Raw genomic sequence first — 23,845 nt, 5'->3', positions numbered from 1 at the left:
ATCTCATCGAGCTCAACCTCAATCCGTAAACGTTTACATTTTTACAAGTCTAAGTTTCTATAAAGTAAGAAACATGAATAATTATTCTACAATTAATTTTCCTGCCATTTTATCGTGTCCTACACCACACATGAGAGAACAATAGAAGTCGAATGATCCTGTTTTGTCCGCCAAAAATTCTTTTGTTTCTCCTCCCTTAAGATCAACACCATAGGCATCAATGCCCAGACCATGAGCACCGTCATCATTTGCTAACGTAATTTTTACGGTATCTCCCACATGTGCCTTGATCTCTTTCACATCAAAATCAAAACTTTTCGCATGAACCGTCACTTCTACTGTCTTTCCTGTAGGCGTCACTTCCGCTGGCTTTTCCTCTTTTTTGACTGTATCTTCTTTAGGCTGTTGCACTTTTACTACCTCTTTTTCTGCTGATTGACGATCATTGGAGCTGCAACCTGCTAAACAAACAGATAATAGTAGAATAGAGCATAAAGCAATAAAAGTTTTTTTCATGAAAACATTCCTCCTGTAAAAAATAACTCGTCCTTATCTAATAAAGACCACGAAAATGTTACCACCTCTTTTTAGAACCATTGAAAAAAAACGCTTTCAAGAGGGATATTGTAATATATGAACTCAATTCATAAATTATGAGTCCCTAAAGGTCATCCTATCGAAATATCCCAAAATAAGATTAGCGCCAAGCACCTTGTATCCTCATTATTTGAAAGCAGAATCGAGAACCTGAAAATAATTTTTCCAAAATAAAATGATTGAGATACAACAGGATACAAGCGGAGGTCAGTTAAACAAACGTTCTCCTTTAACCGATATTCAATAATATATGTGCTAACTCGCTGAATCCAATATAGAAAAAGACAAATCTATGGCTTAACAAGGTCTGAAAGCATAAAAGGGGCGTGACAGGCCACACATTAACAATATAATCCTATGTTAAATGGGAATTCGAAGAGGAGAAAAAGAAGTGACTAAAAGAAAAAAGAAAATGATCAAAAGTATTATATATTTTATTCTTCTATTTTATTACCTATCCAATGTTCTATTAAAAAGGTTAGACTGGCCCTATCTACTTGCAGCTCTGATCACTCCTTTTATAATTACTTCGATAATTGGCTTATTTATACCCGTCAAGAAAGTTGTTGATATTCCTAAAAGTGGAAACAAAGGTAAAACCATAAATAAAATTAATAATGATGTGCAACTCCTTAATGCTAATATTGATAGTTTAGCTGGTAATGATTTTGAAAGACTAATTTACTTATATTTTAAAGATAAAGGCTTTAGCCCGGAATTAATTGGAGGTTCTGGAGATCATGGAGTGGACATTGTGATGAAGGATCCTAGGAATGGTGAAAAGATCGCCGTTCAATGTAAGCGATGGGCAAAGGGAAATAGTGTTGGAAATGCAGATATTATTAAATTGAATGGCGGCAAAGAGTTTTATGGGTGCTCTGATACACTATTCATTACAACCAGCTACTATACGCCCAAAGCAAAGGAATTCGCTGAAATGTGTAAAATGAGAATGTGGAATCGTCTACACGTTGTGGATAAAGTGGGGAAGTGGAAAAAGGAAAAATTGAAAAACATAAGTTGAATTTAATCTCTCAAAAAAAGCAGACGGCTTATTCTGCCTCTGCTTCATATAACCACTGCATCAAATCTTGGGTCTCATAGAAAATCGGATTCATTAAGAAGGACGTATCTCGCTGATACCCTCCCTGATCCCCATTGGTGGAAGGATGCTTGCTTTTGTAGAGAAATTCCTCTTTTACGCCTAACTTCTGAAGTGTTTTTCCATATTTACGTGCTTCTCCCCATAACGCATAGCGAATGGTCGGGTTATGAGAGACAATATACTCCAGTAACAGGGAGAAAAACTTCTTCCATATCTTCACATGGCTCCCTGATTGTTCGATTCCGCCAACTTCACATGTGAAAGCGGTGTTTAAAAACAGTACACCCTGCTCTTCCCAATACGAAAAGGCCTCATTTGGCGGCGGGATCCGGAACTGGCCCTTTTCAATCTCTTTCCGTACTTCTTCAATAGAAGCCCCTTCCACTCGATTGTTTGAAGACTTATGAATGAGTTTAATAATGTTTTTAAATGAACTGTTTACCCGCTTATCAAACCACGAGGAAACCCCACTGACTTCAAAGCTCCGTCCTGTGGCTACGCCTTTTTGTGGATATGGATCTCTTCCTAACCACATACAAATCACCTTGGTTAAATCGGTAGTGGCAAAACGCAGCACGAAGGATTCCTCCGGCGTATATTGAGTTCCTACCATTTGTTCAATCTGTTCCAACTCTTGTAAAACATGTGGATTAGTAAAAAATTCCTGCCAGGATGGATGAATGGAAATAGCCGCTAAAAACTTAGACATCTTCAACCCTTCTTTCTTATATAGGTCGAATTTAGTATACCTCATCCCCTATTAAACTTGAACCCACTTTAAATTCACCTATCCTGAGTACCCTATATAAGTGCCTACTAATGATACTAATTTACTGGACGTTCCCTGCTTTTTTAAGGGTATAACTATTCAAAAATTTGTCCATCCTATAAACATAGAATAGAAATCATATAGTGTTGGAGGTTGTTCATATGGGGAGAGACCTGGGAAGTATTTTTATCGAGCTGCAAACGGTTAAGAACAAGGAATTAATAGAATGTAACAACGAACTTGCGAGCCAAAACTATAATCCGTTAATCAGAAAAGCCTTATTAGTGTATAAACACGAACTGCTGGAGAGTTTAGAAATGTATGATCACTATCTTGATAAAAAAGAAACGATCCGATAAAAGGAAAACAGGAGGGACGGTCTCAAGTACCGTCCCTCCTGTTTCCCTTATTCCGTTTCCGCTAACGTTGGCAATGCCGGCTGGGCCCCTTCTCGTGTGACAACGATAGCCGATACTTTCGTTGCAAATTCTGCTGCCTCCAAGTCGCCCATCCCGTTGGTTAGCCCGACAACAAAGGCGGCAATATACGCATCGCCCGCTGCTGTTGTGTCAACTGGGATCACTTCCCTAGCCGGGATATGAACTTGGCATTCATCATTAAGTAAATAGGAACCCTTTTCCCCCATCGTCACAATGATTCTAGCTACGCCTAATGACTTTAGGAAAAGAGCCGCTTCGGCAATGTCTTCCGTGGTACCCGCGGGCATCCCAGTCAGCAGCTGCAATTCCGTTTCATTCGGTATCAAAGTATGAACCATGCGCAGCATCTCCGCAGATAACCGTTGACCTGGTGCCGGATTTAAAATCACTTTCTTCTGATGCTCAGCAGCAAGGGTCAAGATGTATTCCACCACGTCCAGCGGAATTTCTAACTGCAAGATAATAAACTCACTCTCTTTAATCAATGGGATGGAACGGTCGATATCCGCACGACTCACTTGATAATTGGCACCGGGAACTAAGACAATCTGATTTTCTCCCTCTTGACTGACATTAATAAACGCCATTCCTGTCACGCCTTCTTGCCGTATTCTCGTGACATCGACACCGGCTAGTTTTAATTGATTTAAGAGCACTTGACCATGATCATCAGATCCTACCCGGCCGACCATGGCGACATTGCCTCCTAGTTTCGCGGCCGCAACAGCTTGATTGGCCCCTTTCCCGCCAGGATTTTGTTGAAACTTCGTACTGCTAATGGTTTCACCAGGATACGGGAGATGTGGAACATGGGTAACTAAATCCATATTCAAGCTCCCAATGACTAGTATTTTACTCAAAGAACCCACCTCAAGCTTAATTCTACCAATTATTTACTTGCTGTAAATGATTCATCATCTCATCAATGGACAAGACCTTCTCTTCTAATTGCAGTGCACGGCTGACACGGCTAATATGCGGCTGCTTGAGCATGCTCTCTTCTAGCACATCAAAATCCCAAAAGATGTCTCGTTTATTCCCTTCTGAGATCTTCCGGCGATTGGCCATGACAATGACACGCTCAAAATGATTTACGACAAATTCCATATCATGGGTAATCGTGATCACCGTTTTTCCTTCTCTGACTAACGTACGAATAATCGACCCTAATCGGTCCATCGCCAGTAAATCCTGGCCGGCTGTCGGTTCATCCAAAATAATCACATTCGACTCCATCGCCAGCACAGAGGCGATCGTCACAAATTTCCGCATCGAAAAAGGTAAATTATAGGGGTGTTCCTTTAAGTAAGGGACAATCCCCGTAAGTTCAGCCACTTTTTCCACATTGTCTTTGATTTTTTCAGGCGGCAGCCCCAGCCGCTTAGGGGCAAATTCAATTTCACTGTACACATCACTATGAAAAATTTGATCGTCCGGATTTTGAAACACATACCCCACTTTTCGCGAGATTTGGGCGGTCGTATAGTCTTTTGTATTCCAGCCATCAATGATGACATTGCCAGATTCCGGCTTTAATAGACCGTTCATTAATTTTACCGTTGTTGTTTTTCCAGCTCCGTTTTGCCCTACAATCGCAACAGCTTCCCCTTTCGCAAACGACATGTTTACATTTTCCACTGCTTTATAGCCATTAGGGTAACGAAAGCTAACATTATCCAGCGTTAAGAATGACATATTTGTCCCCCCTTCGCATGGATCAATCCTTTTACCGTATCAATCGCCTGCTGTTCCGTCAGTGGGATCTGCCCCACTTCCCAGTTCCGCTTCTTCATTTCAAGACCCAATAAGGCATATTGCGGCAGTGCTGCACCGTATTCCTGCACGCGTTGATTCGTAAGAATCTCTTCGACCGCTCCTTGCATGACCACTTCGCCATCTTTGAAAACAAGGATCTTTTCAGCCTTTTCCGCAATTAATTCAATTTTGTGCTCGGCTAAAATGATCGTTTTTCCTTTCAGCTTCATCAATTCGATTATTTTAAAAATGTCCTCCGTCCCACGAGGGTCTAGTTGTGACGTAGGTTCGTCAATCACTAAGATTTCCGGCTCCATCACGATAATCGATGCCAGGGCAACACGCTGCTTCTGGCCGCCCGAAAGCTCCTGCGGATTTTTTTCTCGTAAATAATCAATCCCCAGAAGGCCGATCACTTCCTCAACCTTCTGAATAATCACATCCACGTCTATCCCTAAATTCTCAAGCCCAAAAGCAATTTCCTCAAAGACCGTTTCTTTAACTCCACTGATTTGTGTAAAAGGATTTTGAAAAACAAAACCGATCTTCTGCGCGAGCTCTCCCATATCCCATTCACGAATATCCTTGCCGTCGATTAGCACATCACCGCGTAAATCACCTTTGTAAAAGTGGGGAACAAACCCGCGTAATACGTTACAAAAGGTCGTCTTCCCACTGCCATTGGCCCCAATTAACGCGTAAAAACCGCCCTTTTCAATTTCTACATTGACGTCCTTTAACACATCGACTTTCCCGACCGGGTACTTATAAGATACATTCTTCAGTTGAATAAAACTCATAAAGCAATCCTCCAGACAATGATGACAATAAGTAAAAAGAGTAATAGGATTCTTACAACAGTGTCCTTTGTAGTTTTTTCAATCCTGTATAGGCTTGTTTTTTTGACAGGTGCCGTAAAGGCCCGTGCCTCTAAGGTAATGGCCCGTTCTTCGGTGCTGGCGACTGATGTTAAAATAAGCGGGGTCAAGGTGGGCAGAAACGCTTTAGCCCGCACACGTAAATTGCCTTCTGTTTCCACGCCGCGCGTTTTTTGGGCATCCATGATGGTTAACGATAACTTCTTCATTTCAGGGATAATCGTCAGGGTTGATAAAACGACATACGTTACTTTGGACGGAAGACCCAAACGTTCTAACGAATAGACAATGTCCTTAACGGAAGTGATCCGGAAAAATAGCAGCAAGGCTGACCCGATGGCTGTAATTCTAGAGGTAAGCAGTAAACTGAAATCAATCCCTTCTTGTCGCACCGAAAGGAAACTCCAGCTCCACAGGATGGTGTCACCCGGATAGAAGAAACTTTGGATTAAAAAGATAAATGTACACAAGACGAGAAGCGTCTTAATCAACAAGCCGAGTAATTCTTTAAAAACTCCTGCATATAAAGCAAGCAGCAGGCATAAGGGTACCATTAAATAGCCATACCAATACCCTTTTACAATAAAGACGGAAACAATAATAAATAGCGTAATCAAAAACTTGGTTGTTGGATAAAGATCAAGAAGTAAATTGTTGGATTTTTCCTTCATGGCAAACCCTCTCATTATCATAAACTAGGAATCTAAAAAGTTTTGACCATAATTATGCTTGGATAAGTAGCGGTCAGACATCTTTTTCACAATTGTATACGTGATGAGCAGCGATAGAATTTTATCAATGCTCTCAATAATAAGATTGGAAGAAAAAACGGATTTCCATATACCTTGACCAGAAGCTAGGAAAATAGCTCTTACCGCAGAAGAGGAGTCACCAGTTGAACCGCCAAACAAGATGACACTAATCGGTGTACTCACAATAATGACAATAAAGGTTAAAATAACGCCGACAATGATGGTTTTTCCAACGCTTGTAAACATTTTTTTGATAGAAAAATAACCTACTACCAATCCAATCACCATCGATACAATCGCAAATGGCAATTCCGTTGGAGAAAAGATTGATTTAATAACGTTCGTAAGCCCTCCGGTAACCATACCAACCCATGGGCCGGCAATCATGGCAACCAGCATCGTGCCGATCGCATCTAAATATAAGGGGATGCGCAATACTTGAACAAGCTGTGAAATGACTACATTAATCGCCACGCCAATCGGAATAAGTAAAATCGCAATCAGCGTAAAATCGTACTTCAGACCTTTTTTCATAAAATATATTCCCCCTGGGTTAAGTTTTTTTAGTAAAAACATAGGAGTAAATGGATGGAAATCTGAAAAACTAGGACGGATGAATTCAATTTTTCACATGTGTGGAACAAAGGAGTTGGTCAAAAGGTGCAGGTAAAGGACTAGGACGGGTTATGTTAATTTTTCAATGGCAGTGTAGAGTAAATCAAGAATCCTGTCGCGGTCCACATCAAAGGCTACAGTGACATTCTTGGGATTACCTGTTCGCCCCTTCTTATCCACTACAGTTTGCCCTCTAGTGAACTCACCCTTTGTCTCAATTTCGACATTACAAGGGATGAAGGTAAATAAGGAAGGATCAATCAGGTTGGCCACTGCACACGGGTCATGCATGGCATCGGCACGACCATCGCGAAAATAAAAATCGAGCATGCTGGCCACTGCTTTTCCGGTTTTATTACCAATAAAGCGAATACGATCAATATCCTCTTTATACATCGGGATTTTATTGGTAACATCTAAGCCAAACATCGTAATCGGAATTCCTGAGTTAAAAACAATTTTTGCTGCATCTGGGTCTACATAAATATTGAATTCTGCTACTGGAGTACGATTGCCGCCATCACATGCCCCACCCATAATCGATAATTGGTCAATGTTCCCGATGACCTCTGGATAGGACTTAATCAATAGAGCAATATTGGTAAGTGGTCCAATCGCAACAATGGTTACTTTTTCCGGCGATTGGAGAATCGTCTCGCTCATCGCTTCTAGTGCAGAGCGGCTGCTCACTGAATAATGCGGTGCACCTAACTCGACTCCCCCAAAACCTGAATCACCGTGGGCTACATCTGCAAGTACCAATTCATGAAGCAACGGTCCTGCCGCCCCCCTCGCAACTTCAATTTCCTCTCCAACAAAACTGACTAGCTTTAAGGCGTTTGTCGTGATCTTTTCACTCGTTTGATTACCTGCACATGTGGTAATCAGTTTTAGATCCAGTTCATCTGATGAGATGGCTAAAAGGATTGCTAGTGCATCATCAATTCCAGGATCGCAATCAATAATAATGGGTTTGGACATGTCGTTCTCCTTTTTTTAGTTTTCAAGTTTTCTAGTACTTTCGCGCAAAATCAGTGATGGTTCAAGATACAACGTTTTGTTTTTAACATCACCTCCTTGAGTGATTTGTTCAAATAAGATTTGGGCTGAGATTTCGCCCATTTCGTAAACGGATTGCTCAATGGTCGTTAACTTAGGGTTTAATAACTGGTTATATTTAATATTGTCAAAGCCAACTACCGATAGATTATCTGGTATGGTAATCCCTAATTCAACTGCTGCCTGATACACACCAAAGGCCATTAAATCGTTAAAGGCAAAAATCGCTGTAATGTCCTTATTGGCCAATAAGGTTTTAGCTGCCCGGTATCCCCCATCCATTTGGTAGTCAGCAGCTAGGATAAGATCTTGATTGAAGGGAATACCCGCTTCTCCTAGAGCCCTCATATATCCATTCAACCGGGCCTTCGAGTTTGGAAAATGCGCCGGCCCCGTTATACAACCGATTTTTGTATGAGAAAGATCCAGTAAATGTTTGGTTGCTAGATAGCCCGCTTTTTCGTTATGAATCGAAACACCACTAAACGTTTGGTCATCTACCCCGCGGTCCAGTAAGACGATCGGAATATTCTTCTCTCGCGCAATTTCTTCTAGCTGCGGAATGGTTTCAGCACTAGAATAGGTAAAAATGATGCCATCGACATTTTTTTCCTTCATTAAACTTACATACGTTAATTCTCGTTTCGGGTCTCCATCGGTATTACACAAAAAGACATTGTAGGCATGTTTATTAGCAAAATCCTCCACACCTCTAACCAGCTCGGGGAAAAAAGGGTTTCTAATATCCGGAATAATTAATCCAATGGTATTGGTTTGTTTCGTAATCATACTTCTAGCAATCGTATTAGGCCGATAATCTAGCTCTTCAATAATGTCCAGCACCTTTTTGCGGGTGGACTCCCCAATCCCCTCACTCTTTTGATTAATCACACGCGAGACTGTGGTAATTGAAACATTCGCCTTTCTGGCAATATCTTTTATGGTTATCGTCATAGCAAAACCCCATATTCGGATTTAAGAAAACGTTTTCTGAAAACGTTTTCTTAATTATAATTCAATTTTCAGAATTTAGTCAACATTATATTGGTATTTTATGAGGGGTCAGTCCCCCGCCGCTTTAAAGGAATACAGTAAGTACCCCTCTTTTCTTTAAGAGAGGGGTACTGAGGCAAACTTGTCCATCCTATAAACATAGAATAGAAATAATATAGTGTTGGAGGTTTCAAATGGGGAGAACCCACCGTCCCTCCTGATTTCATCATGGTTGAATCTCAAACAAAGGGCGAATGTTTTGGTCGGCGGCAATGTGTTCAGGAAGGATAAAATCCATGGGGTCACTTGCAAGTTTAATATCTAGTTGTTTAAAGCATTCATTCACAAATTCTGAGCATATGTACTCATCATCATCAATATGACGGCCGATCCCTAATCCGATGCGGGCAACGATTCGGGCAATTTCGACTTTATCATAGTTTCGATTTAATAAATCAACTGCCTTTCCGAGCATTTTATTTATCTTTTCTTGATCAAAAGTGGGATCATCCAGTAAGGTATGCCTCGCTACATACAGGTTGCCCTTATACTTTTTTCTGCTATTTTCATAATTATAAAGATAATGTGACAAGGGAACAGCCCTGACACCATCGTCCTCCACGCTCTCTAAAACAATAACTCGGTCATTCCAAAAGCATAATAAACCCACATGGCTAATTAAAGAAGCTGAAGCTTTTTTGATCAGCTCACTAACTAAATATTGACCGCTGCAAAACAGAATATCTCCCGTCTTTATTTCATTTCTTGCTTGCTGATATGAACGCTGCGCAATGCCGATAAATTTACTGGTCCCCATCTAAACTCTCCTCTCTCTCACTCTCTATTTTTTAACTATTCTAAAAATATTAAACCACAAAATCTTTGTAAAAACCAAGAACCGCCTCCAAGATCTACTTCACATACTTGTGCCAAAATGTAAAGGTTTTCAATAAAAAATTCAAATTTATGTCACAAATATTGTGAAAAACTTCACAAACTTGGTGATATACTAACACCATCAACTGAGTAATTAATAAACAAGCAGTACAAACATCCAGCTTAAGTCATTTTTCACATTTTATATAAAAAGGAGATTGTTAATATGGATAACAGAAATAAGAAAGTAAACCGGGTTGTCTTAGTAGGAACAGGTGCTGTCGGCTGCAGTTATGCCTATTCAATGATTAATCAAGGAGTGGCCGAAGAGTTAGTTCTTATTGACCTGAATGAAGCAAAATCAGAAGGCGAAGCGATGGACCTTAACCATGGCATTCCATTTGCTCCGTCACCAATCAAAGTATGGAGCGGTTCTTATCAGGACTGTGAAAGTGCGGACTTAGTGGTCATTACCGCAGGATTAGCACAAAAGCCTGGTGAAACCCGCTTACAATTAGTGGAAAAGAATACAAAAATCTTTAAAGAAATTGTAAAAAACATTATGGCAAGTGGATTTGACGGGATCTTCTTAGTCGCCACAAACCCTGTCGATATTTTAACCTATGTAACCTGGAAAGAGTCCGGCCTGCCAAAAGAACGGGTTATCGGTTCAGGTACGGTATTAGATTCTGCGCGTCTCCGCTTTGCGCTTGGTCAGCATTTTAACATGGACACAAGAAATGTTCACGCCTATATCATTGGCGAACACGGAGATACAGAGCTTCCGGTTTGGAGCCGTGCTTCAATAGGGGTTGAAAGACTTGGAGAGCTCCCAGCTGAAAAACTGAATGAAGAATGCTTAGAAAACATTTTCGTTAACGTCCGTGATGCGGCCTATCATATCATTGAACGGAAAGGGGCAACGTACTATGGAATCGGGATGTCTCTAGTTCGAATTACGAAGGCGATTTTAAATAATGAAAATTGTATCTTAACGGTATCCTGCTATCTAGAGGGACAATATGGACTTCAGGATGTGTTTATCGGTGTTCCTGCGGTTATTAACCGTGGCGGAATCCGTGAAGTCATTGAAATTGAGCTAAATGAAAAGGAAAAACAACAATTTTGTCACTCGGTTACAGTATTAAAAGAAACCATGAAACCTGTTCTTTAGTATATTTTTCGATTAAAACTCCTTAGATAAAGAGAAAATCACGAATGAAAGCAGATGAAACTATGGTAACGATCAATCATACAAAAAAGGGTTATTTTATGATGGCTGTTTTATGGCTGGCCTATGTAACCTTTGCGATGAACTGGGTGGCGGGTTCTTCATTGACGCCCCAAATCACCGAAACGTTTTTCGGTGGACCGGTGGATCCGATCATTTCTCAATTAGTGAATTATTCGATTACGACTGCTCGTGTATTTGCCAACATTTTAGCCGCGATGGTGCTTATGAAGTTGGGGCCTAAAAAAGCAGCAGGCACGGCAATCGGACTTTTAATGATGGGACTTGTCGCGATTTATCTCCCTAATTATTGGGCCTACACCGTCGCGAGGATGGTCATGGCCGTAGGAGGCTCGATGGTCATTGTCTACATGAACCCGATCGTGGCTCACTATGTCAACCATCCAAAAACAAAGCTGCGCATTAATGCGGCCAATACCGTTTCCTATAATGTGGGTGCCTTTATTGTCGCCGTCTTATTTACGGTTTTTGCCAAGCAAATGGTGGTCAACTGGCGTTTAACGTTAACCTTTTTCGCCTCTTTAACGATCTTGTTTTTTATCGGCTGGCTTTGGAAAGCAGAGACCTTTGAAACGAAAGAATCAGGCGGAAAAGCTGAAAAGTATGGCTATAAAGACGCGCTCAAGGACGGATTTCTCTGGCGCTATGGCCTGGCGTTTGCTTCCTTTTTAACTCTGTATGTATTATCGTTAGTGAGCTTTAAAGCGATTTTTGATCAATATACCTTGTTAAATGGCTCGGTTACGAACCTATTAATCTCAGGTTTTGGCATTCTCGGAACCTTTGCTGGGATTCGCATCGGGAATAAAGGGGTGCTGCGGAAACCAGTCCTTCTGTTTTCAGGGATTGTGATGGTAGCAACCTTTGCCCTTGCCATCGTCTTTGCCAATAAAATTCCACTTCTATCGTACACACTCATTTCGATTTCGGGATTTGCGATGTATATCCAGTATCCAATCTTTTTGAATCTGCCCCATGAATTAAAAGGGATGACTCCACAAATATTGACGATTATGTTCGGACTATTCTGGGCGATCGCTTATGCGGGCCAAACCATCGCTACAATTGTGTGGAGCTTTATTTTAGGACACTCCGGATACACACCGGCCATGATATTCTTTATAGCAGCCTCCAGTTTGTACATCTTCTTAGTGGCTACCTTCCCGGAAACAAAACAAAAGGAAGCAGCCATACGAAGAGCAGCATAAGTTACAAAACTCTTTATTTATAATGATTTAGTGCCGACCATAAGTACGTCTAAGTTTATTTTTCGATGGACAACGCAAAAAGCTCTATGGCAATATGCCATAGAGCTTTTTTTAACCCTTATTTTCTTGTTTATAAAAATATTGCCGTTAGTTTAATATGTCGACATTCGCTTTTCAATCGCTTCTCTAACTTCTTTTCCTGTTGCATGTTCCTTAACAATCTTCATTATGATTTGGTGGATTTCGTTAACGTCAGGTTTTGCTTGTCCATCCAGTTGATTGATTGTATTTGTTATAAGTAAATTTAGCCATGTTTCTTTTAAACGTTCTGGCTTTTCCTTGTTCTTTTGACCAAGGATTGATTTCATTTCATCGACAATCTGGTTCTCTGCCCTTTGAAGATTTTCAGTTAATCTACCACGTTGATTAGTAGGTATTTCTTCGACTAATTTTTTTGCAGTTTCAAGCGTAACAATAGCATGATCAACTTCTTCAACACTTTCCAGCCTAGAATCTAACAATGTATGAATGACTCGGTCTGCTTGTAAAATGGTTTTTACGATATATAGTCGCTCCAATAATGTATTTTTGTTTGTACCATCAATTAATTTATCAATTGCTTGTTCAGCCTTTTCAACACTTTCTTCAGAAAGTGACTGTTCAGCTTGCTCAACGGCTTCCTTTGCCAGTTTTAGATTTAAGACTGCCTGGGCTTGATTTACTTCAGCAGAAACGATATTTAAACGACCTTGTAATTCAAATTTCTTTTCACCATCTTCTAGCTTTTCAATTAAAGCCCCTGCATAATTTACTGCTTCGACAGCGGCATCAATCTTTTCTTGCGCATCAAGCTCGGCTCCTGCTAACTCCTCAGCTTTGACTACTGCTTCCATTGCCAGTCTATTAGTTTCACTGTTTTCATCAACAATTTCTATTTTCATAGAACCAATGATAAGTGGTAAGTTTTTAGCACCAACGATTCTAAAGTCTGCATGACCATTTTGACGATTGGTAAACTTTGCTTGCGGCATATCAATGGTTACCGTTTGCCATTGATTAATATCTTCTTCCTTAATGGTAACTTTTTGTGCAGATTGATAGGCAGCCCCTGTTTCAGCTGATTCATATTGAAGGGTAAAGGTACCAGCGACAGGTGAACGATATTCAATGGTTGCACGGCTATTATAGGGTCCTCCATAAATATATCGATCGTCAACTGAAAGATAGAGGTTATTTCCTTGATTAAACAGATTTTTATCGACTTGTAAGACCGTTCTGCCATCCATTATAATTTCGTGAGCAGGACCACTTTCATACGGAATCCACGTTAATCCATTGGGCTCACTATTAAAATCCATGGATACAAAATTTACTGGCTTGTCCGGGACGATTTCAATCTTCATTTTTCCAAGCAGGAGCGGCAGGTTATTAGCCGCTAAAAGACGCATATCTGCCCCATTATTTTGGCGATTTGTAAATTTGATATCTGGTATCTCTATTGTCGTAGTTTTCCATTGGTTGATTTCAGCATCAGTAATAGTAATAGATTGTGTTTTTTGATAGGCTGATCCTGAATCAGCCGATTCGTATTGCAGACTAAACGAACCTGCTTTTGGTGAACGATATTCAATGGTTGCTTTCGCATGATAAGGTCCACCTAGGATAGATTTGTCGTCTACAAATAAGTAAGCGTGATTGCCGCCGCCCATAGGATTTTTTTCCAGTTGAAGGGCCTTTCTGCCATCTATAGTGACTTCACTAACGGGTCCATCTTGATAATTCTGATAGGATAAACCATCTGGAACAGTTGTATCATCAAAATCCATGGACACACTATATTTATTTGGGACCGGCGATGCACCTGGATTAGGGTTAGGATCGACCCATTCCATACGGTCGGCAATATAGGCTTTACCAGTTGTTTTATCTTTTTTTAAGGTAAAATCATACTGATTCTCACCAGAAAGAGTAAGATATTCTACTTTTAAATCCTCTTTACTCACCGTAAGACGAACAGCACCTAAATTTTTATCATCCCGATAAAGACTGCCCTCGACTGGGGAAAATATCGGTGTTTTACCATTCCCGCCATTACCTGAAATCACCATGTTATATCCATCTTTCGTTTCAATATGTTCTGCATGATGATCATGTCCCGCTAATATCAAGTCGACACCTGGCGTCATAACCCAAGAACGATCAAAATTATTACCCGCTTTTCCAGATGAATAAACGGGTTGGTGCTCACCTACAATGACCCATTCTGCTTGACTATTGTCAACCGTGTTCTTATACGCATCATAAATTGGAGGCATTTGATCACCTGTTGATTTATTACAGTTTGCATCTGGATTGACGAAATCAACTAAGCCATTGCCAAATCCGGCAACATATGAAACGGGAACCCCAAATTTATCAATACTTGGTTGAACACTTTCCATGGTACAGCCGTTTCCATAATCGTGATTTCCCATGATAGGGAAAAATCTACCCGCATTGATATCTTCTATATATGCTTCTTGTGCTTTTTCAACTTCCTCTGGTAATCCACGTTGATAAGTATTATCCCCCACAGTTAATATATAATCCGGTTTCCATGAATGGACCATATCAGCCACCTTTTGTTCACCTTCACAATTACCAACTCCACAACCGCCATAATCACCGATAACTGCTAAAATAAGTTCATCATCAGCTGGTTTGGCAGGATCTACTTCTTCAGTAATACGTTCCAATTCACCATTCGTTTCTGCTGCTAAACTAGTAAAAGGAAAATTAACAGTGCTTGATAAAATGATGATACTTGTTAAAATCCCGAAATACTTTCTGAATTTCCCCAAAGACAATCACTCCTCACATAGTTTTTAAAGCTATGAATTTCATAGATTCTAAATAATGGTAACAAACTCAAATTAATCCACTATTAAGCCATCTTAAATTTAAGGTAAATAATATTTGCTGTTCAGTGAGTAAGTGCATTCCGACCTCCAAAGTATCTATTTTTAAAATTTTCTTCTGTGCGTGTTATTTCCATCACACCTCTCTTTATCGATAAATTTTACAATAAGAGTGATACATGGAATGGATGGCACAGGTGGAAAAAAGTAGAAAAAATTAGGAGGTTGTTCGTTTGCTAAAAATACTGGTTTTCGTTTTAATTGCTATTACGTTGATTTTGCTGAGTTTATTTATCGATGGGCTGATGAAGCTGTATAAGCAAGAAAAGGACGCTGAACAAAATACAGTCCGCGCAGGAATGGACGGTTACTTGGATCAAACGTTTGGATACGGTATGGTGAAAATATTCAAATCCATCCTGGATGCGGAAGGCAATGTACGATATCTGGTTTATCTGCCGCAGTACGCTTGGTTCAAGACCCCACAATACCAATGGTTCGAGGTCTATGCCTCCCATAACGGCTACCAGCACAGTAAAATCGAAGGCTAAGAATGTTGGGGTCAGTCCCCCATTGCGTTAAAGCAACGGGGGACTGACCCCAAAAAAGTAGAAAAGATAGTTTAATAGTCAAGAAGCCGGGTATATATATAGTGTAAGTTGTAAGTCAAGAGCAATTCCAAATTCAAAAAGGAGGAATCTATCATGACCAACAATCGAAATGAAAAAAACAGAGGTATGTCAGTGGAAGAAGCAGGCCGTAGAGGCGGAGAAGCTACATCAGATAGCCATGGTAAAGATTTTTATCAGGAAATTGGCCGCAAAGGCGGAGAAGCCACATCGGATAACCATGATAAAGAGTTTTATCAGGAAATCGGCCGCAAAGGCGGAGAAGCTACATCGGATAACCATGATAAAGAGTTTTATCAAGAAATCGGCCGCAAAGGCGGAGAATCACGATCTGACCAACGAGACAATGATTAAGATTGCATTTTAAGGGAGAAGAATTTTCTTCTCCCTTTTTTAATGATACATAAGATTAGCTGGAGAACCGTTTAGACGTAAGACAAAGTCTTCGACAATGGGCTGCATCTCACGAACAAAGGGTCAGTCCCCCACTGCGTTAACGCAGTGGAAGACTGACCCCTTTTATTTTTTTTATTAAGTTAATGTTAAATAACTCTGTTAATATTCGATTGTTGAAAGCTGCCTGTTCTCAACGGACATCACATATGATAAGCTTAGATTATCAAAATTTTCCAAATGATTATCGAGCAATTTTCCGTTACAGGGCAGGATTGTTGAAGTAAATGATTTAATTGGAAGGGTGAAAAAATTCGTGGAGAATATTTGTTCTAAATGTAAAACCATAATGGTAGAAGCTAAACTAGATAGTTTTCCTGTTAGAATTTATAAAGCAACTGAAAAACCAAATGCAAAAACGATGAGTGATATAACCCCTTGTTATGTATGTCCAACCTGTGGATTTATCGAACTTTATGCAGCAAATCCAGAAAAGTTCCATTAAATTTTAATTGATGTGTTTTCAGCCTTCAATTAACGGGGCTTTCATTGAACAAGGGAACTCCCAAATCACGGAGTTCCCCTTTTGTATGTTTAAAATCAACATTCATGTTTAACAAAGCTTTTTAATGATTAGGCTCCGCTGGAACGGAAATTTCCTTAAGAGCTTCTCCGGCCTTTTTACTTGATTGATTATTTACAGCTAAATCACCAAGAGAGACCATTCCAACCAATTTTTCGTTTTCCACTATTGGAAGGCGGCGAATTTGTTCCTGGGACATTATTTTTGCAGCTTCCTCAATAGACATATCTTTGGTTCCTCTCACTACCATATCTGTTACTATATCAGCAACGGTAGATTCATCCGAAAGGCCATTGGCTAATCCCTTTATGACCAAATCGCGGTCGGTGATAATCCCTACTATTTTATCATTTTCACCACAAATTGGCATGGCACCTACATCGAGTTCTTTCATTTTAACAGCAACTTCTTTACAAGTACTTTCAGGAGTACAGCTATCCACATTCGTTGTCATAACATCTGCAACATACATTTTAAGTTCCTCCTTCATTCGTTCTTATCTATTTTATACCCGTCCTATTTTTTAGGTAAACATGATGACGTATGACAAACCTCGAGAACTGTCTTCCGATGCCTTTCATACTTCACTGCTTTAAAACTTTAACCCTGTGGGGGTCTGACCCCGGATCCTATAGCTATCTCATAAAAAAGATGTTAAAATGAATCAGAAATTCACCTAGAAGGAGCACATGCATGCAACAAAAAATATCATTTTCAACCTATGCCATCATTGGCACGATGCTGTTCGGAATGTTCTTTGGCGCGGGAAATTTAATCTTTCCGATCCAAATGGGACAGCTCGCTGGCACGAACTTTTGGCCGGCGTTAATTGGCTTCCTCGTCACCGCTATTGGCCTGCCATTTATGGGGATTTTAGCATTTGGACTATCGGGGAGTAATGGACTGCGTGACTTAGCAGGCCGCGTCCATCCATTTTTTGGCGTCGTCTTCGCCATGGCCCTTTACTTAACCATTGGACCGTTTTTCGCTATTCCACGAACAGCAACGGTACCTTTCGTGGTCGGTTTTGAACCATATATAAATCCCGAGCACGGCAGTTTATATCTCGGACTTTTTAGTCTGGTATTTTTCGCCATCGTATATTATTTCTCTTTGAATCCGGCGAAAATTATCGATTATATCGGCAAATATTTAACACCGGCGTTTTTAGTGTTTTTATTCCTATTAATTATCATTGCCATCGTTAAGCCGATGGGACAATTCGGTCCGCCAACAGATGACTATAGTGATTTGGCCTTTATCACGGGCTTTAAAGAAGGCTACAACACGATGGATGCCCTTGCATCGCTAGCTTTTGGTATCGTGGTCATCCATGCGATTAAGGGACAAGGCATCACCGATCCAAAGGCGATCGCGAAAGCCACTTGGAAATCAGGCATTTTCGCAATGGTCCTTATGATGCTGATTTACGGGCTCATTACCTATATGGGAGCCTCAAGTGTATCCACAATCGGAACCTTCGATAATGGCGGTTTAATCTTTGCTGCTGTTGCCCAGCACTATTTTGGACCATTCGGCGCCATCCTATTGGCGATTATTATCGTACTTGCTTGTTTAAAAACAAGCATCGGCCTTATTACATCATGCAGTGAATTTTTTAATAGTGTATTTCCAAAAGTAAGCTATAAAATGTTCGTACTCATCCTATGTCTTGTATCATTTATCATTGCTAACTTCGGATTAAACAATATCATTCAATACGCTGTGCCAGTTTTAATGTTATTGTATCCTTTAGCGATTGTATTGATTTTATTAGCACTCACCTCATCCCTATTTGGACATAAGCGGAGTGTCTATGCAGGAGCTATGCTGCTCACTTTTTGTGTAAGTTTCTTCGACGGATACAGCACGTTAGTCAGCAGCTTACCAGGAGCGCAGATCTCTTTGTTCGAATCGATTAAAGCGTTCTATGGAGATAATTTGCCGCTTTATGGTATTGGTCTTGGATGGATTTTACCAGCTGTAGTTGGTGCGATTATCGGTTATTTCTGGCCGACGCACAATAAAAAATAGGACAAAGTTGAGAACCACCCTTTTGCTTAATATCAGCCGGGTGGTTCTCTTTTTTTATGACATTTTTCCAAAAAGTAAAGAACAACACCGCGACCCTATAAAATATATAATGGCAACTCCAGTTATCATTACTCTCTACCCAAATCCCTATCTTTTCCACAAGATTCGGGGCGCGTAACAGGAACCGAAATCATAGAGGGATGAACGACACAAAAAGTCCATGAAAAACAAACCCCATCATATAAATGACGGGGTTACATTTCTTCTAGAATTCCATTTAAGGTTATAAAATTAACCTCTGAATATCTTGTGGAAAAACCGGATCATACATGTACTAGTTGTGAGCGAAAAGCCTTCACTTTGTCCATAAACTCCCTAACCCGGATAACATCAACATGATTTTCAAATTTACCATCATACTTAAAAGTGGTTCCTGTTACTGCTCCATCAGCAAGGGAAAGTTGTTCCTCAAGGTTCTCTAATCTTACTCCTGTATTTGCAAAGACTACAGTTTCAGGAACAGCCTCTTTAACACGCGATAGCAAGGCAACATCGGTCTTGGCTCCTGCTGTCAGGCCCGATACACATAAGGCATCCGGTCGATTGTTAAATACAGTTGATTTAGCAATACTTTCAATATCTCTATCTGCTAAGTACTTAGCAGCCTCTGGGACAATATTAAATAGCAGCTTTACATTTTCTGCTCCTATTCTATGTTGATGACGAATAGTTTCCCCAACATTCGTGTTCCAAGTACCAAAATCACTTGCATATACTCCTGTGAAAATTTCCCGAACAAATTTTGCACCGGTAGCAGCCGCCAAATCTAATGATTTTTTTGCATCCCATAATACATTTACACCAAACGGAACTTTAATGTCAGGCATTAATTCACCAATAATGCGGGCCATTGCCGCAACTGTTTCAGTTTTTACCTCCGTTAGGTAAGGTAAACTAAATTCATTCGAGAACATGACCGCATCCACTCCACCATCTTGTAAAGCGTTCAAATCCTTCCTTGCCATTTCAACTACATATTCCATTCCTTTTTCTTTATCAAAATGTGGGTCTCCTGGAAGTGGCAATAGATGGCACATTGCTATAACTGCCTTTTCTGTTCCTATTACATCTTTTAACCATGTCATTTTTATCACCCTTTTTTTAAAATTAGTCTTTAATTCTTTTTAAAAAGATTATGCTAACTAAAGATCACTAAAGATTTCAAGAACACGTTCATGTAGAGTAGGATTTGCTACAATCACATTTTCCCCCGGTCCTTCAAGCAACTCACCATTAATGTCTGTAACAACTGCACCTGCCTCTAAACAGATTAAGGAAGCAGCTGTGATGTCCCATCTTCCAAGCCCTTGTTCCCAAAATATATCGATTCTTCCTCTTGCAACCTCACAAAGATCTTTAGCTGCAGCTCCTAGTGATCTAACAGTTAGTACACGTGGAGTAATCATTGTCCATTCCGATAAATTATTAGTTTTGGGATCGTCTAATAAATATGGGAAACCTGAGGCAGCAACCGACCGGTTTAATTCAGTAATTTGAGATACTGTAAGTCTTTCTCCATTACACCAAGCACCCATACCTTTGATGGCCGTAAACAACTCCTCCATCATTGGGTCAAATACCACGCTGCAAACTGTTAAATTATCTTCATCTACAAGAGCTAAAGAAATGCACCAATGTGGTATGTCTCGCATGTAATTTACCGTACCGTCAAGCGGATCAAGGTACCAGCGTCGTTTACCATTAACCAATTCCTCTTCAATAGGATTCATCTCTTCTGAAATGATGATGTCATTTGGAAATTCCCTACTAATAACTTCAATAATTATTTTTTCAGAATCCTTATCCGCTGAGGTTACTGGATTAATGACCCCTTTCCATTCCTTTTCCAATGGTCTTGACCAGTTTTTCAGAATCATACCTGATGACTGAACTGCTTTGATAGCAATATTTAATTCTCTTTGATAATTGTCTTCCATATTACCCCCGCTTCCCCCATATTTTTATTCTTTTACTGCTCCTCCACCCATTCCTTGAATCAGTCGTTTTTGAATAAAAAACGATAAAATAATGGTAGGAATGGCTGATACTAATATGGCAACAGACATCTCACCTAATTGAACCCCTCGAAACGTATCAAACGCTGCAATAGCTACAGGAAGAGTTTGTGTATCCTCCCCTCCCAAAATAAGGGCATAAAACAGATCATTCCAAGATAGGACAAAACCAAATATACTAGCAGCACCAATTCCTGGGAGCACTTGAGGCAATACCACTTTCCTAAAAGCCTGAAACCGGCCGCATCCATCGATTTGTGCTTGTTCCTCTAACGATTTTGGAACAGAGTCAAAAAAACCTATTAAAAACCAAGTAACTATGGGCAAAACGAAGGTTAAATGGGCTACTACTACAGGAATTAATGTACCGTTTACTTTTAAAAAATAAGCCACTAAAAATATAGGGACTACTAGAACAGCAGAAGGAACGATTTCAGAAATAAGAATACTAAAACGAGTAAATCTGCCGCCTGTTTTAAATTGGCTAATGGAATAAGCCGCCGGAAGACCAACTAGTAAGGAAACTACTACAGAAATTAACCCAACTATTAAACTATTAACAAAGTTTATTGGGATATCTCCAGTGAGTACGGTAATCCAATTATCAAAAACGGGAGAAAAGATAATGCTTGTTGGTTTAGTAAGCTCTGAGGGTGTCTTTAGTGAAGATAATATGATCCATACAAACGGTGTTAAGACAAATAAAATAACAATAAATAGAAATAATATTCTGATAGTTTTACTCATGGCACTTTCTCTTTGGTAGTTTCTCATTAGGAGTTTCCCCTCTTTTTTTGACCCCTCAGCATCATGACAATACCTAACATAACTATAATAACAACTGTCCATGATACAGCAGATGCCTCTGAAAGACGATAATATCCAAATCCTAATTTGTATATATAGTATTGTAGAGTTTCTGTAGCATTGCCGGGTCCGCCTCTTGTTATGGCATAAACATATTCAAATACTTTTAATCCATCTAATGCTCTAATGAGAGTGGCAACAATAATAATGGGTGTCATTAAAGGCAGGGTAATATTCCAAAAAACAGTCCATTTATTTGCTCCATCAACATACGCTGCCTCAAAAGGCTCCTCTGGCAAACTCTCTAATCCTGCTAAGAGCATCAAAATCATAAACGGGGTCCACTGCCATACATCAATAAGGGCCAGAGTAATTAAAGCTGTTTTCGGTCCAAAAAAGTTAATGGATAGACCTAAAAATTTAAAAATTGCTGGTATAAAACCTAATTGTTCACTTAGTAAAAACTTGAACATTAATCCCACTGCGATTGGTGTGATAAACATGGGGGCTAAAATGATAGAACGCGTTAAGTTTTTAAATTTCACTTGTTTCTTTAAGGAGAGAGCAATTAACATACCGAAAATCAACTCAAGACAGACAGCCAAAATCACAAAGAATATAGTGTTTCGAAATACTGTCCAGTACAGAGGATTACTAAAAATTTTTGTATATTGGCTAATACCTATAAATTGATCTTGGCCTGGTTTTGTTATCGAAAAGTCCCTTAGCGAAATCCATAATGAGTATGCGAGCGGATAAGCTAGGATAACAAACATAAGAACAAGCAGGGGCAAAATCATCCGCCATTTGTAAGAAAAAAGGAAGAAAGAAGTCTTTCTTCCTTCATCGCTTTTCTTAATCATTTCTTTAATGTCTCCTTTGCCTGAGCAGCCGCATCTTTAATTGCTTCATCTACACTCTTTTGGCCATTTACCGCTGCATTTAATTCGGTTCCAATAACCTGAATGGTTTCTTCAGCATTCGGTCCATCTGCTAGCGGAGCAGCATCTTCTAATATCTTTTTTAGTGTTTTATAATAATTTTCGCCATAACCTTTTTCCCATACTTGAGGATTATCCATTGCACTGTTTCTTACAGGTGCACCACCTAAGCTAACTCTATTTACCTCCTGTTCGCTAGAAGTTAACCAGTTAATAAATTTCCACACTTCTTCTTTATGAGTCGTATTAGATGGAATGGACCAATACCAAGCACCTAAAGCAGCTTTACCGCCAGGAACTTCTGCAAGATCGAACTTACCTGCTAAATCCCCTGCTGGTCCTTTGTTATTATTCAAAGTGGGTAACATCCAGTTATAATTAATAGTCATAGCACTTTCACCGCTTGACACAGACCTCATAGCCTCATCAAATGCCCAGTTTGAACTATTTGGTGGTGCTGAACTTTTATAGGTTTCAATGTATTTTGTTAATGCCTCTCTTGCCTGTGGAGAATCTAGTTTAATATTTCCATCCTGATCTTGGATTTCCCCGCCTGCTGCAAACAGCCAATTGGACCACTCTTCTAAAATTTTATAGCCCTTCTGTGGTTGGGAGGCGATGCCATATTGCTTACCACCAGTTAATTTCTTAGCAGCTTCCTGTAATTCGTCTAAAGTTTGTGGAGCTGAAATATTGTTTGCTTCAAATAAATCCTTACGATAAACCAAACCCGTTGCATAATTATAGAAAGGAATTCCATAAACCTTGCCTTTTACAGTTGAAATCTTTCTAAGCGGCTCAGAAAAATCCTCAAAATTATAATCTTTCCCTGCTTTTTCTATCTGTTTATCTAGTGGTTCCAGGTATCCGGCAGCTGCAAAGTCATACATCCATGGATTATCCACCACAATAATGTCATAGGACGGCTTTGGTGCTAGAAATGAAGAGACAAGTTTATCTCTCATTTGGTCGTATGGAAGCATTTCAATCTCTAATTGGATATTTGGATTCTCCTTATTAAAATTCTTCACCATTTCTTTTACAATATCAGAATCAGGTACCTGTTCCATTAGCCCCTTTAATACAACTTTTCCATCAGAACCACCAGTTTTAGCTGTACTGCAGCCTGCTAATAACACGAAAAGTAAAACGAAATATAACAATTTTTTAACCATTAACCTCACCCC

Annotated in this window: 24 protein-coding genes and 1 pseudogene; 8 read left to right on the top strand and 17 right to left on the bottom strand. The window is 39.8% G+C overall.

The window, feature by feature from the left end; translation table 11 throughout:
* Positions 1-81 precede the first annotated feature (81 nt).
* Positions 82-516 (bottom strand): cupredoxin domain-containing protein, encoded by a 435-nt coding sequence (locus tag AC3ANL_RS02900; protein ID WP_488327785.1) that lies wholly within the window; start codon positions 514-516, stop codon positions 82-84.
* Positions 517-988: 472 nt separating this feature from the next.
* Between AC3ANL_RS02900 and AC3ANL_RS02895 the strand changes: the two genes are divergently transcribed.
* On the top strand, positions 989-1,621 hold the full coding sequence (locus AC3ANL_RS02895; protein WP_488327784.1) for a restriction endonuclease: 633 nt from the start codon (positions 989-991) through the stop codon (positions 1,619-1,621).
* Between the two features lie 28 nt (positions 1,622-1,649).
* On the opposite strand, the gene AC3ANL_RS02890 is transcribed toward AC3ANL_RS02895, so the two are convergent.
* Complete coding sequence (locus AC3ANL_RS02890) at positions 1,650-2,411, bottom strand: uracil-DNA glycosylase family protein (RefSeq protein WP_488327783.1); 762 nt, start codon at positions 2,409-2,411, stop codon at positions 1,650-1,652.
* Between the two features lie 221 nt (positions 2,412-2,632).
* Between AC3ANL_RS02890 and AC3ANL_RS02885 the strand changes: the two genes are divergently transcribed.
* Entirely contained in the window at positions 2,633-2,830 is a 198-nt protein-coding gene (locus AC3ANL_RS02885; RefSeq protein WP_488327782.1) for a hypothetical protein, read from the top strand.
* A 47-nt stretch (positions 2,831-2,877) separates the two neighbouring features.
* Here AC3ANL_RS02885 and rbsK read toward each other — a convergent pair whose 3' ends face one another.
* The 8 genes from rbsK to AC3ANL_RS02845 form a co-directional block, all read right to left on the bottom strand.
* Positions 2,878-3,771 (bottom strand): ribokinase, encoded by an 894-nt coding sequence (gene rbsK / locus AC3ANL_RS02880; protein ID WP_488327781.1) that lies wholly within the window; start codon positions 3,769-3,771, stop codon positions 2,878-2,880.
* A gap of 22 nt (positions 3,772-3,793) precedes the next feature.
* The gene (locus tag AC3ANL_RS02875) at positions 3,794-4,606 is read right to left on the bottom strand and encodes an energy-coupling factor ABC transporter ATP-binding protein (protein WP_488327780.1); all 813 of its coding nucleotides are present in this window, start codon (positions 4,604-4,606) and stop codon (positions 3,794-3,796) included.
* Entirely contained in the window at positions 4,594-5,466 is an 873-nt protein-coding gene (locus tag AC3ANL_RS02870) for an energy-coupling factor ABC transporter ATP-binding protein (protein ID WP_488327779.1), read from the bottom strand. Before AC3ANL_RS02870 ends, AC3ANL_RS02875 begins: the two co-directional genes overlap by 13 nt.
* A complete protein-coding gene (locus tag AC3ANL_RS02865) occupies positions 5,463-6,215 on the bottom strand; it encodes an energy-coupling factor transporter transmembrane component T (protein ID WP_488327778.1) in 753 nt (250 codons plus the stop codon). Before AC3ANL_RS02865 ends, AC3ANL_RS02870 begins: the two co-directional genes overlap by 4 nt.
* A gap of 24 nt (positions 6,216-6,239) precedes the next feature.
* Positions 6,240-6,830: an ECF transporter S component gene (locus tag AC3ANL_RS02860; RefSeq protein ID WP_488327777.1), complete on the bottom strand. Its 591-nt coding sequence runs from the start codon at positions 6,828-6,830 to the stop codon at positions 6,240-6,242.
* A 150-nt stretch (positions 6,831-6,980) separates the two neighbouring features.
* Positions 6,981-7,892 (bottom strand): nucleoside hydrolase, encoded by a 912-nt coding sequence (locus AC3ANL_RS02855; protein WP_488327776.1) that lies wholly within the window; start codon positions 7,890-7,892, stop codon positions 6,981-6,983.
* 15 nt (positions 7,893-7,907) lie between these two features.
* The gene (locus AC3ANL_RS02850; protein ID WP_488327775.1) at positions 7,908-8,924 is read right to left on the bottom strand and encodes a LacI family DNA-binding transcriptional regulator; all 1,017 of its coding nucleotides are present in this window, start codon (positions 8,922-8,924) and stop codon (positions 7,908-7,910) included.
* 265 nt (positions 8,925-9,189) lie between these two features.
* On the bottom strand, positions 9,190-9,780 hold the full coding sequence (locus AC3ANL_RS02845) for a YiiX/YebB-like N1pC/P60 family cysteine hydrolase (RefSeq protein ID WP_488327774.1): 591 nt from the start codon (positions 9,778-9,780) through the stop codon (positions 9,190-9,192).
* 285 nt (positions 9,781-10,065) lie between these two features.
* On the opposite strand from AC3ANL_RS02845, the gene AC3ANL_RS02840 reads away from it, so the two are divergent.
* Positions 10,066-11,013 carry an L-lactate dehydrogenase gene (locus AC3ANL_RS02840; protein ID WP_488327773.1) on the top strand — a complete coding sequence of 316 codons (948 nt, stop codon included), beginning with the start codon at positions 10,066-10,068 and terminating at the stop codon, positions 11,011-11,013.
* A gap of 44 nt (positions 11,014-11,057) precedes the next feature.
* On the top strand, positions 11,058-12,299 hold the full coding sequence (locus AC3ANL_RS02835; RefSeq protein WP_488327772.1) for an MFS transporter: 1,242 nt from the start codon (positions 11,058-11,060) through the stop codon (positions 12,297-12,299).
* Positions 12,300-12,451: 152 nt separating this feature from the next.
* Here AC3ANL_RS02835 and AC3ANL_RS02830 read toward each other — a convergent pair whose 3' ends face one another.
* A complete protein-coding gene (locus tag AC3ANL_RS02830; RefSeq protein WP_488327771.1) occupies positions 12,452-15,139 on the bottom strand; it encodes a metallophosphoesterase in 2,688 nt (895 codons plus the stop codon).
* A 290-nt stretch (positions 15,140-15,429) separates the two neighbouring features.
* Here AC3ANL_RS02830 and AC3ANL_RS02825 point away from each other — a divergent pair, with 290 nt between their 5' ends.
* The 3 genes and pseudogenes from AC3ANL_RS02825 (at position 15,430) to AC3ANL_RS02815 (ending at position 16,723) form a co-directional block, all read left to right on the top strand.
* Positions 15,430-15,747 carry a hypothetical protein gene (locus tag AC3ANL_RS02825; protein ID WP_488327770.1) on the top strand — a complete coding sequence of 106 codons (318 nt, stop codon included), beginning with the start codon at positions 15,430-15,432 and terminating at the stop codon, positions 15,745-15,747.
* 153 nt (positions 15,748-15,900) lie between these two features.
* A pseudogene (locus AC3ANL_RS02820) lies at positions 15,901-16,176 on the top strand (KGG domain-containing protein); the annotation flags it as partial.
* A 358-nt stretch (positions 16,177-16,534) separates the two neighbouring features.
* Complete coding sequence (locus AC3ANL_RS02815; protein ID WP_488327769.1) at positions 16,535-16,723, top strand: hypothetical protein; 189 nt, start codon at positions 16,535-16,537, stop codon at positions 16,721-16,723.
* A gap of 121 nt (positions 16,724-16,844) precedes the next feature.
* Here the strand turns inward: AC3ANL_RS02815 and AC3ANL_RS02810 are convergent, their stop codons facing one another.
* Positions 16,845-17,273, bottom strand: a complete 429-nt coding sequence (locus AC3ANL_RS02810; RefSeq protein WP_488327768.1) for a CBS domain-containing protein — start codon at positions 17,271-17,273, stop codon at positions 16,845-16,847.
* A 221-nt stretch (positions 17,274-17,494) separates the two neighbouring features.
* Between AC3ANL_RS02810 and brnQ the strand changes: the two genes are divergently transcribed.
* Entirely contained in the window at positions 17,495-18,835 is a 1,341-nt protein-coding gene (gene brnQ / locus AC3ANL_RS02805) for a branched-chain amino acid transport system II carrier protein (protein WP_488327767.1), read from the top strand.
* Positions 18,836-19,158: 323 nt separating this feature from the next.
* Here brnQ and AC3ANL_RS02800 read toward each other — a convergent pair whose 3' ends face one another.
* From AC3ANL_RS02800 to AC3ANL_RS02780, 5 genes are read right to left on the bottom strand one after another with little or no spacing between them, the layout of a single operon-like run.
* Positions 19,159-19,980 (bottom strand): BtpA/SgcQ family protein, encoded by an 822-nt coding sequence (locus AC3ANL_RS02800; RefSeq protein WP_488327766.1) that lies wholly within the window; start codon positions 19,978-19,980, stop codon positions 19,159-19,161.
* Between the two features lie 57 nt (positions 19,981-20,037).
* The gene (locus AC3ANL_RS02795; RefSeq protein ID WP_488327765.1) at positions 20,038-20,832 is read right to left on the bottom strand and encodes an inositol monophosphatase family protein; all 795 of its coding nucleotides are present in this window, start codon (positions 20,830-20,832) and stop codon (positions 20,038-20,040) included.
* A 24-nt stretch (positions 20,833-20,856) separates the two neighbouring features.
* Positions 20,857-21,684: a carbohydrate ABC transporter permease gene (locus AC3ANL_RS02790; RefSeq protein ID WP_488327764.1), complete on the bottom strand. Its 828-nt coding sequence runs from the start codon at positions 21,682-21,684 to the stop codon at positions 20,857-20,859.
* The gene (locus AC3ANL_RS02785; protein ID WP_488327763.1) at positions 21,684-22,580 is read right to left on the bottom strand and encodes a carbohydrate ABC transporter permease; all 897 of its coding nucleotides are present in this window, start codon (positions 22,578-22,580) and stop codon (positions 21,684-21,686) included. The genes AC3ANL_RS02790 and AC3ANL_RS02785 overlap by 1 nt, the downstream gene beginning before the upstream one ends.
* Positions 22,577-23,833, bottom strand: a complete 1,257-nt coding sequence (locus AC3ANL_RS02780) for an ABC transporter substrate-binding protein (RefSeq protein ID WP_488327762.1) — start codon at positions 23,831-23,833, stop codon at positions 22,577-22,579. Before AC3ANL_RS02780 ends, AC3ANL_RS02785 begins: the two co-directional genes overlap by 4 nt.
* Positions 23,834-23,845 lie beyond the last annotated feature (12 nt).

The organism is Neobacillus sp. DHD-1R, from assembly GCF_057747995.1.
The sequence above is the reverse complement of the archived record's forward strand: the minus strand, read 5'-3'. Positions and strand labels throughout refer to the sequence as shown.

What these genes read in the sequence shown, in the direction of transcription:
- AC3ANL_RS02835 (WP_488327772.1), top strand. Translation starts at nt 11,058, where the DNA reads ATGAAAGCAGATGAAACTATGGTAACGATCAATCATACAAAAAAGGGT.
- AC3ANL_RS02800 (WP_488327766.1), bottom strand. Translation starts at nt 19,980, where the DNA reads ATGACATGGTTAAAAGATGTAATAGGAACAGAAAAGGCAGTTATAGCA.
- AC3ANL_RS02810 (WP_488327768.1), bottom strand. Translation starts at nt 17,273, where the DNA reads ATGTATGTTGCAGATGTTATGACAACGAATGTGGATAGCTGTACTCCT.
- AC3ANL_RS02855 (WP_488327776.1), bottom strand. Translation starts at nt 7,892, where the DNA reads ATGTCCAAACCCATTATTATTGATTGCGATCCTGGAATTGATGATGCA.
- AC3ANL_RS02785 (WP_488327763.1), bottom strand. Translation starts at nt 22,580, where the DNA reads ATGATTAAGAAAAGCGATGAAGGAAGAAAGACTTCTTTCTTCCTTTTT.
- AC3ANL_RS02860 (WP_488327777.1), bottom strand. Translation starts at nt 6,830, where the DNA reads ATGAAAAAAGGTCTGAAGTACGATTTTACGCTGATTGCGATTTTACTT.
- brnQ (WP_488327767.1), top strand. Translation starts at nt 17,495, where the DNA reads ATGCAACAAAAAATATCATTTTCAACCTATGCCATCATTGGCACGATG.
- AC3ANL_RS02790 (WP_488327764.1), bottom strand. Translation starts at nt 21,684, where the DNA reads ATGAGAAACTACCAAAGAGAAAGTGCCATGAGTAAAACTATCAGAATA.
- AC3ANL_RS02780 (WP_488327762.1), bottom strand. Translation starts at nt 23,833, where the DNA reads ATGGTTAAAAAATTGTTATATTTCGTTTTACTTTTCGTGTTATTAGCA.
- AC3ANL_RS02885 (WP_488327782.1), top strand. Translation starts at nt 2,633, where the DNA reads ATGGGGAGAGACCTGGGAAGTATTTTTATCGAGCTGCAAACGGTTAAG.
- AC3ANL_RS02870 (WP_488327779.1), bottom strand. Translation starts at nt 5,466, where the DNA reads ATGAGTTTTATTCAACTGAAGAATGTATCTTATAAGTACCCGGTCGGG.
- AC3ANL_RS02840 (WP_488327773.1), top strand. Translation starts at nt 10,066, where the DNA reads ATGGATAACAGAAATAAGAAAGTAAACCGGGTTGTCTTAGTAGGAACA.
- AC3ANL_RS02795 (WP_488327765.1), bottom strand. Translation starts at nt 20,832, where the DNA reads ATGGAAGACAATTATCAAAGAGAATTAAATATTGCTATCAAAGCAGTT.
- AC3ANL_RS02875 (WP_488327780.1), bottom strand. Translation starts at nt 4,606, where the DNA reads ATGTCATTCTTAACGCTGGATAATGTTAGCTTTCGTTACCCTAATGGC.
- AC3ANL_RS02900 (WP_488327785.1), bottom strand. Translation starts at nt 516, where the DNA reads ATGAAAAAAACTTTTATTGCTTTATGCTCTATTCTACTATTATCTGTT.
- AC3ANL_RS02890 (WP_488327783.1), bottom strand. Translation starts at nt 2,411, where the DNA reads ATGTCTAAGTTTTTAGCGGCTATTTCCATTCATCCATCCTGGCAGGAA.
- AC3ANL_RS02865 (WP_488327778.1), bottom strand. Translation starts at nt 6,215, where the DNA reads ATGAAGGAAAAATCCAACAATTTACTTCTTGATCTTTATCCAACAACC.
- AC3ANL_RS02850 (WP_488327775.1), bottom strand. Translation starts at nt 8,924, where the DNA reads ATGACGATAACCATAAAAGATATTGCCAGAAAGGCGAATGTTTCAATT.
- AC3ANL_RS02845 (WP_488327774.1), bottom strand. Translation starts at nt 9,780, where the DNA reads ATGGGGACCAGTAAATTTATCGGCATTGCGCAGCGTTCATATCAGCAA.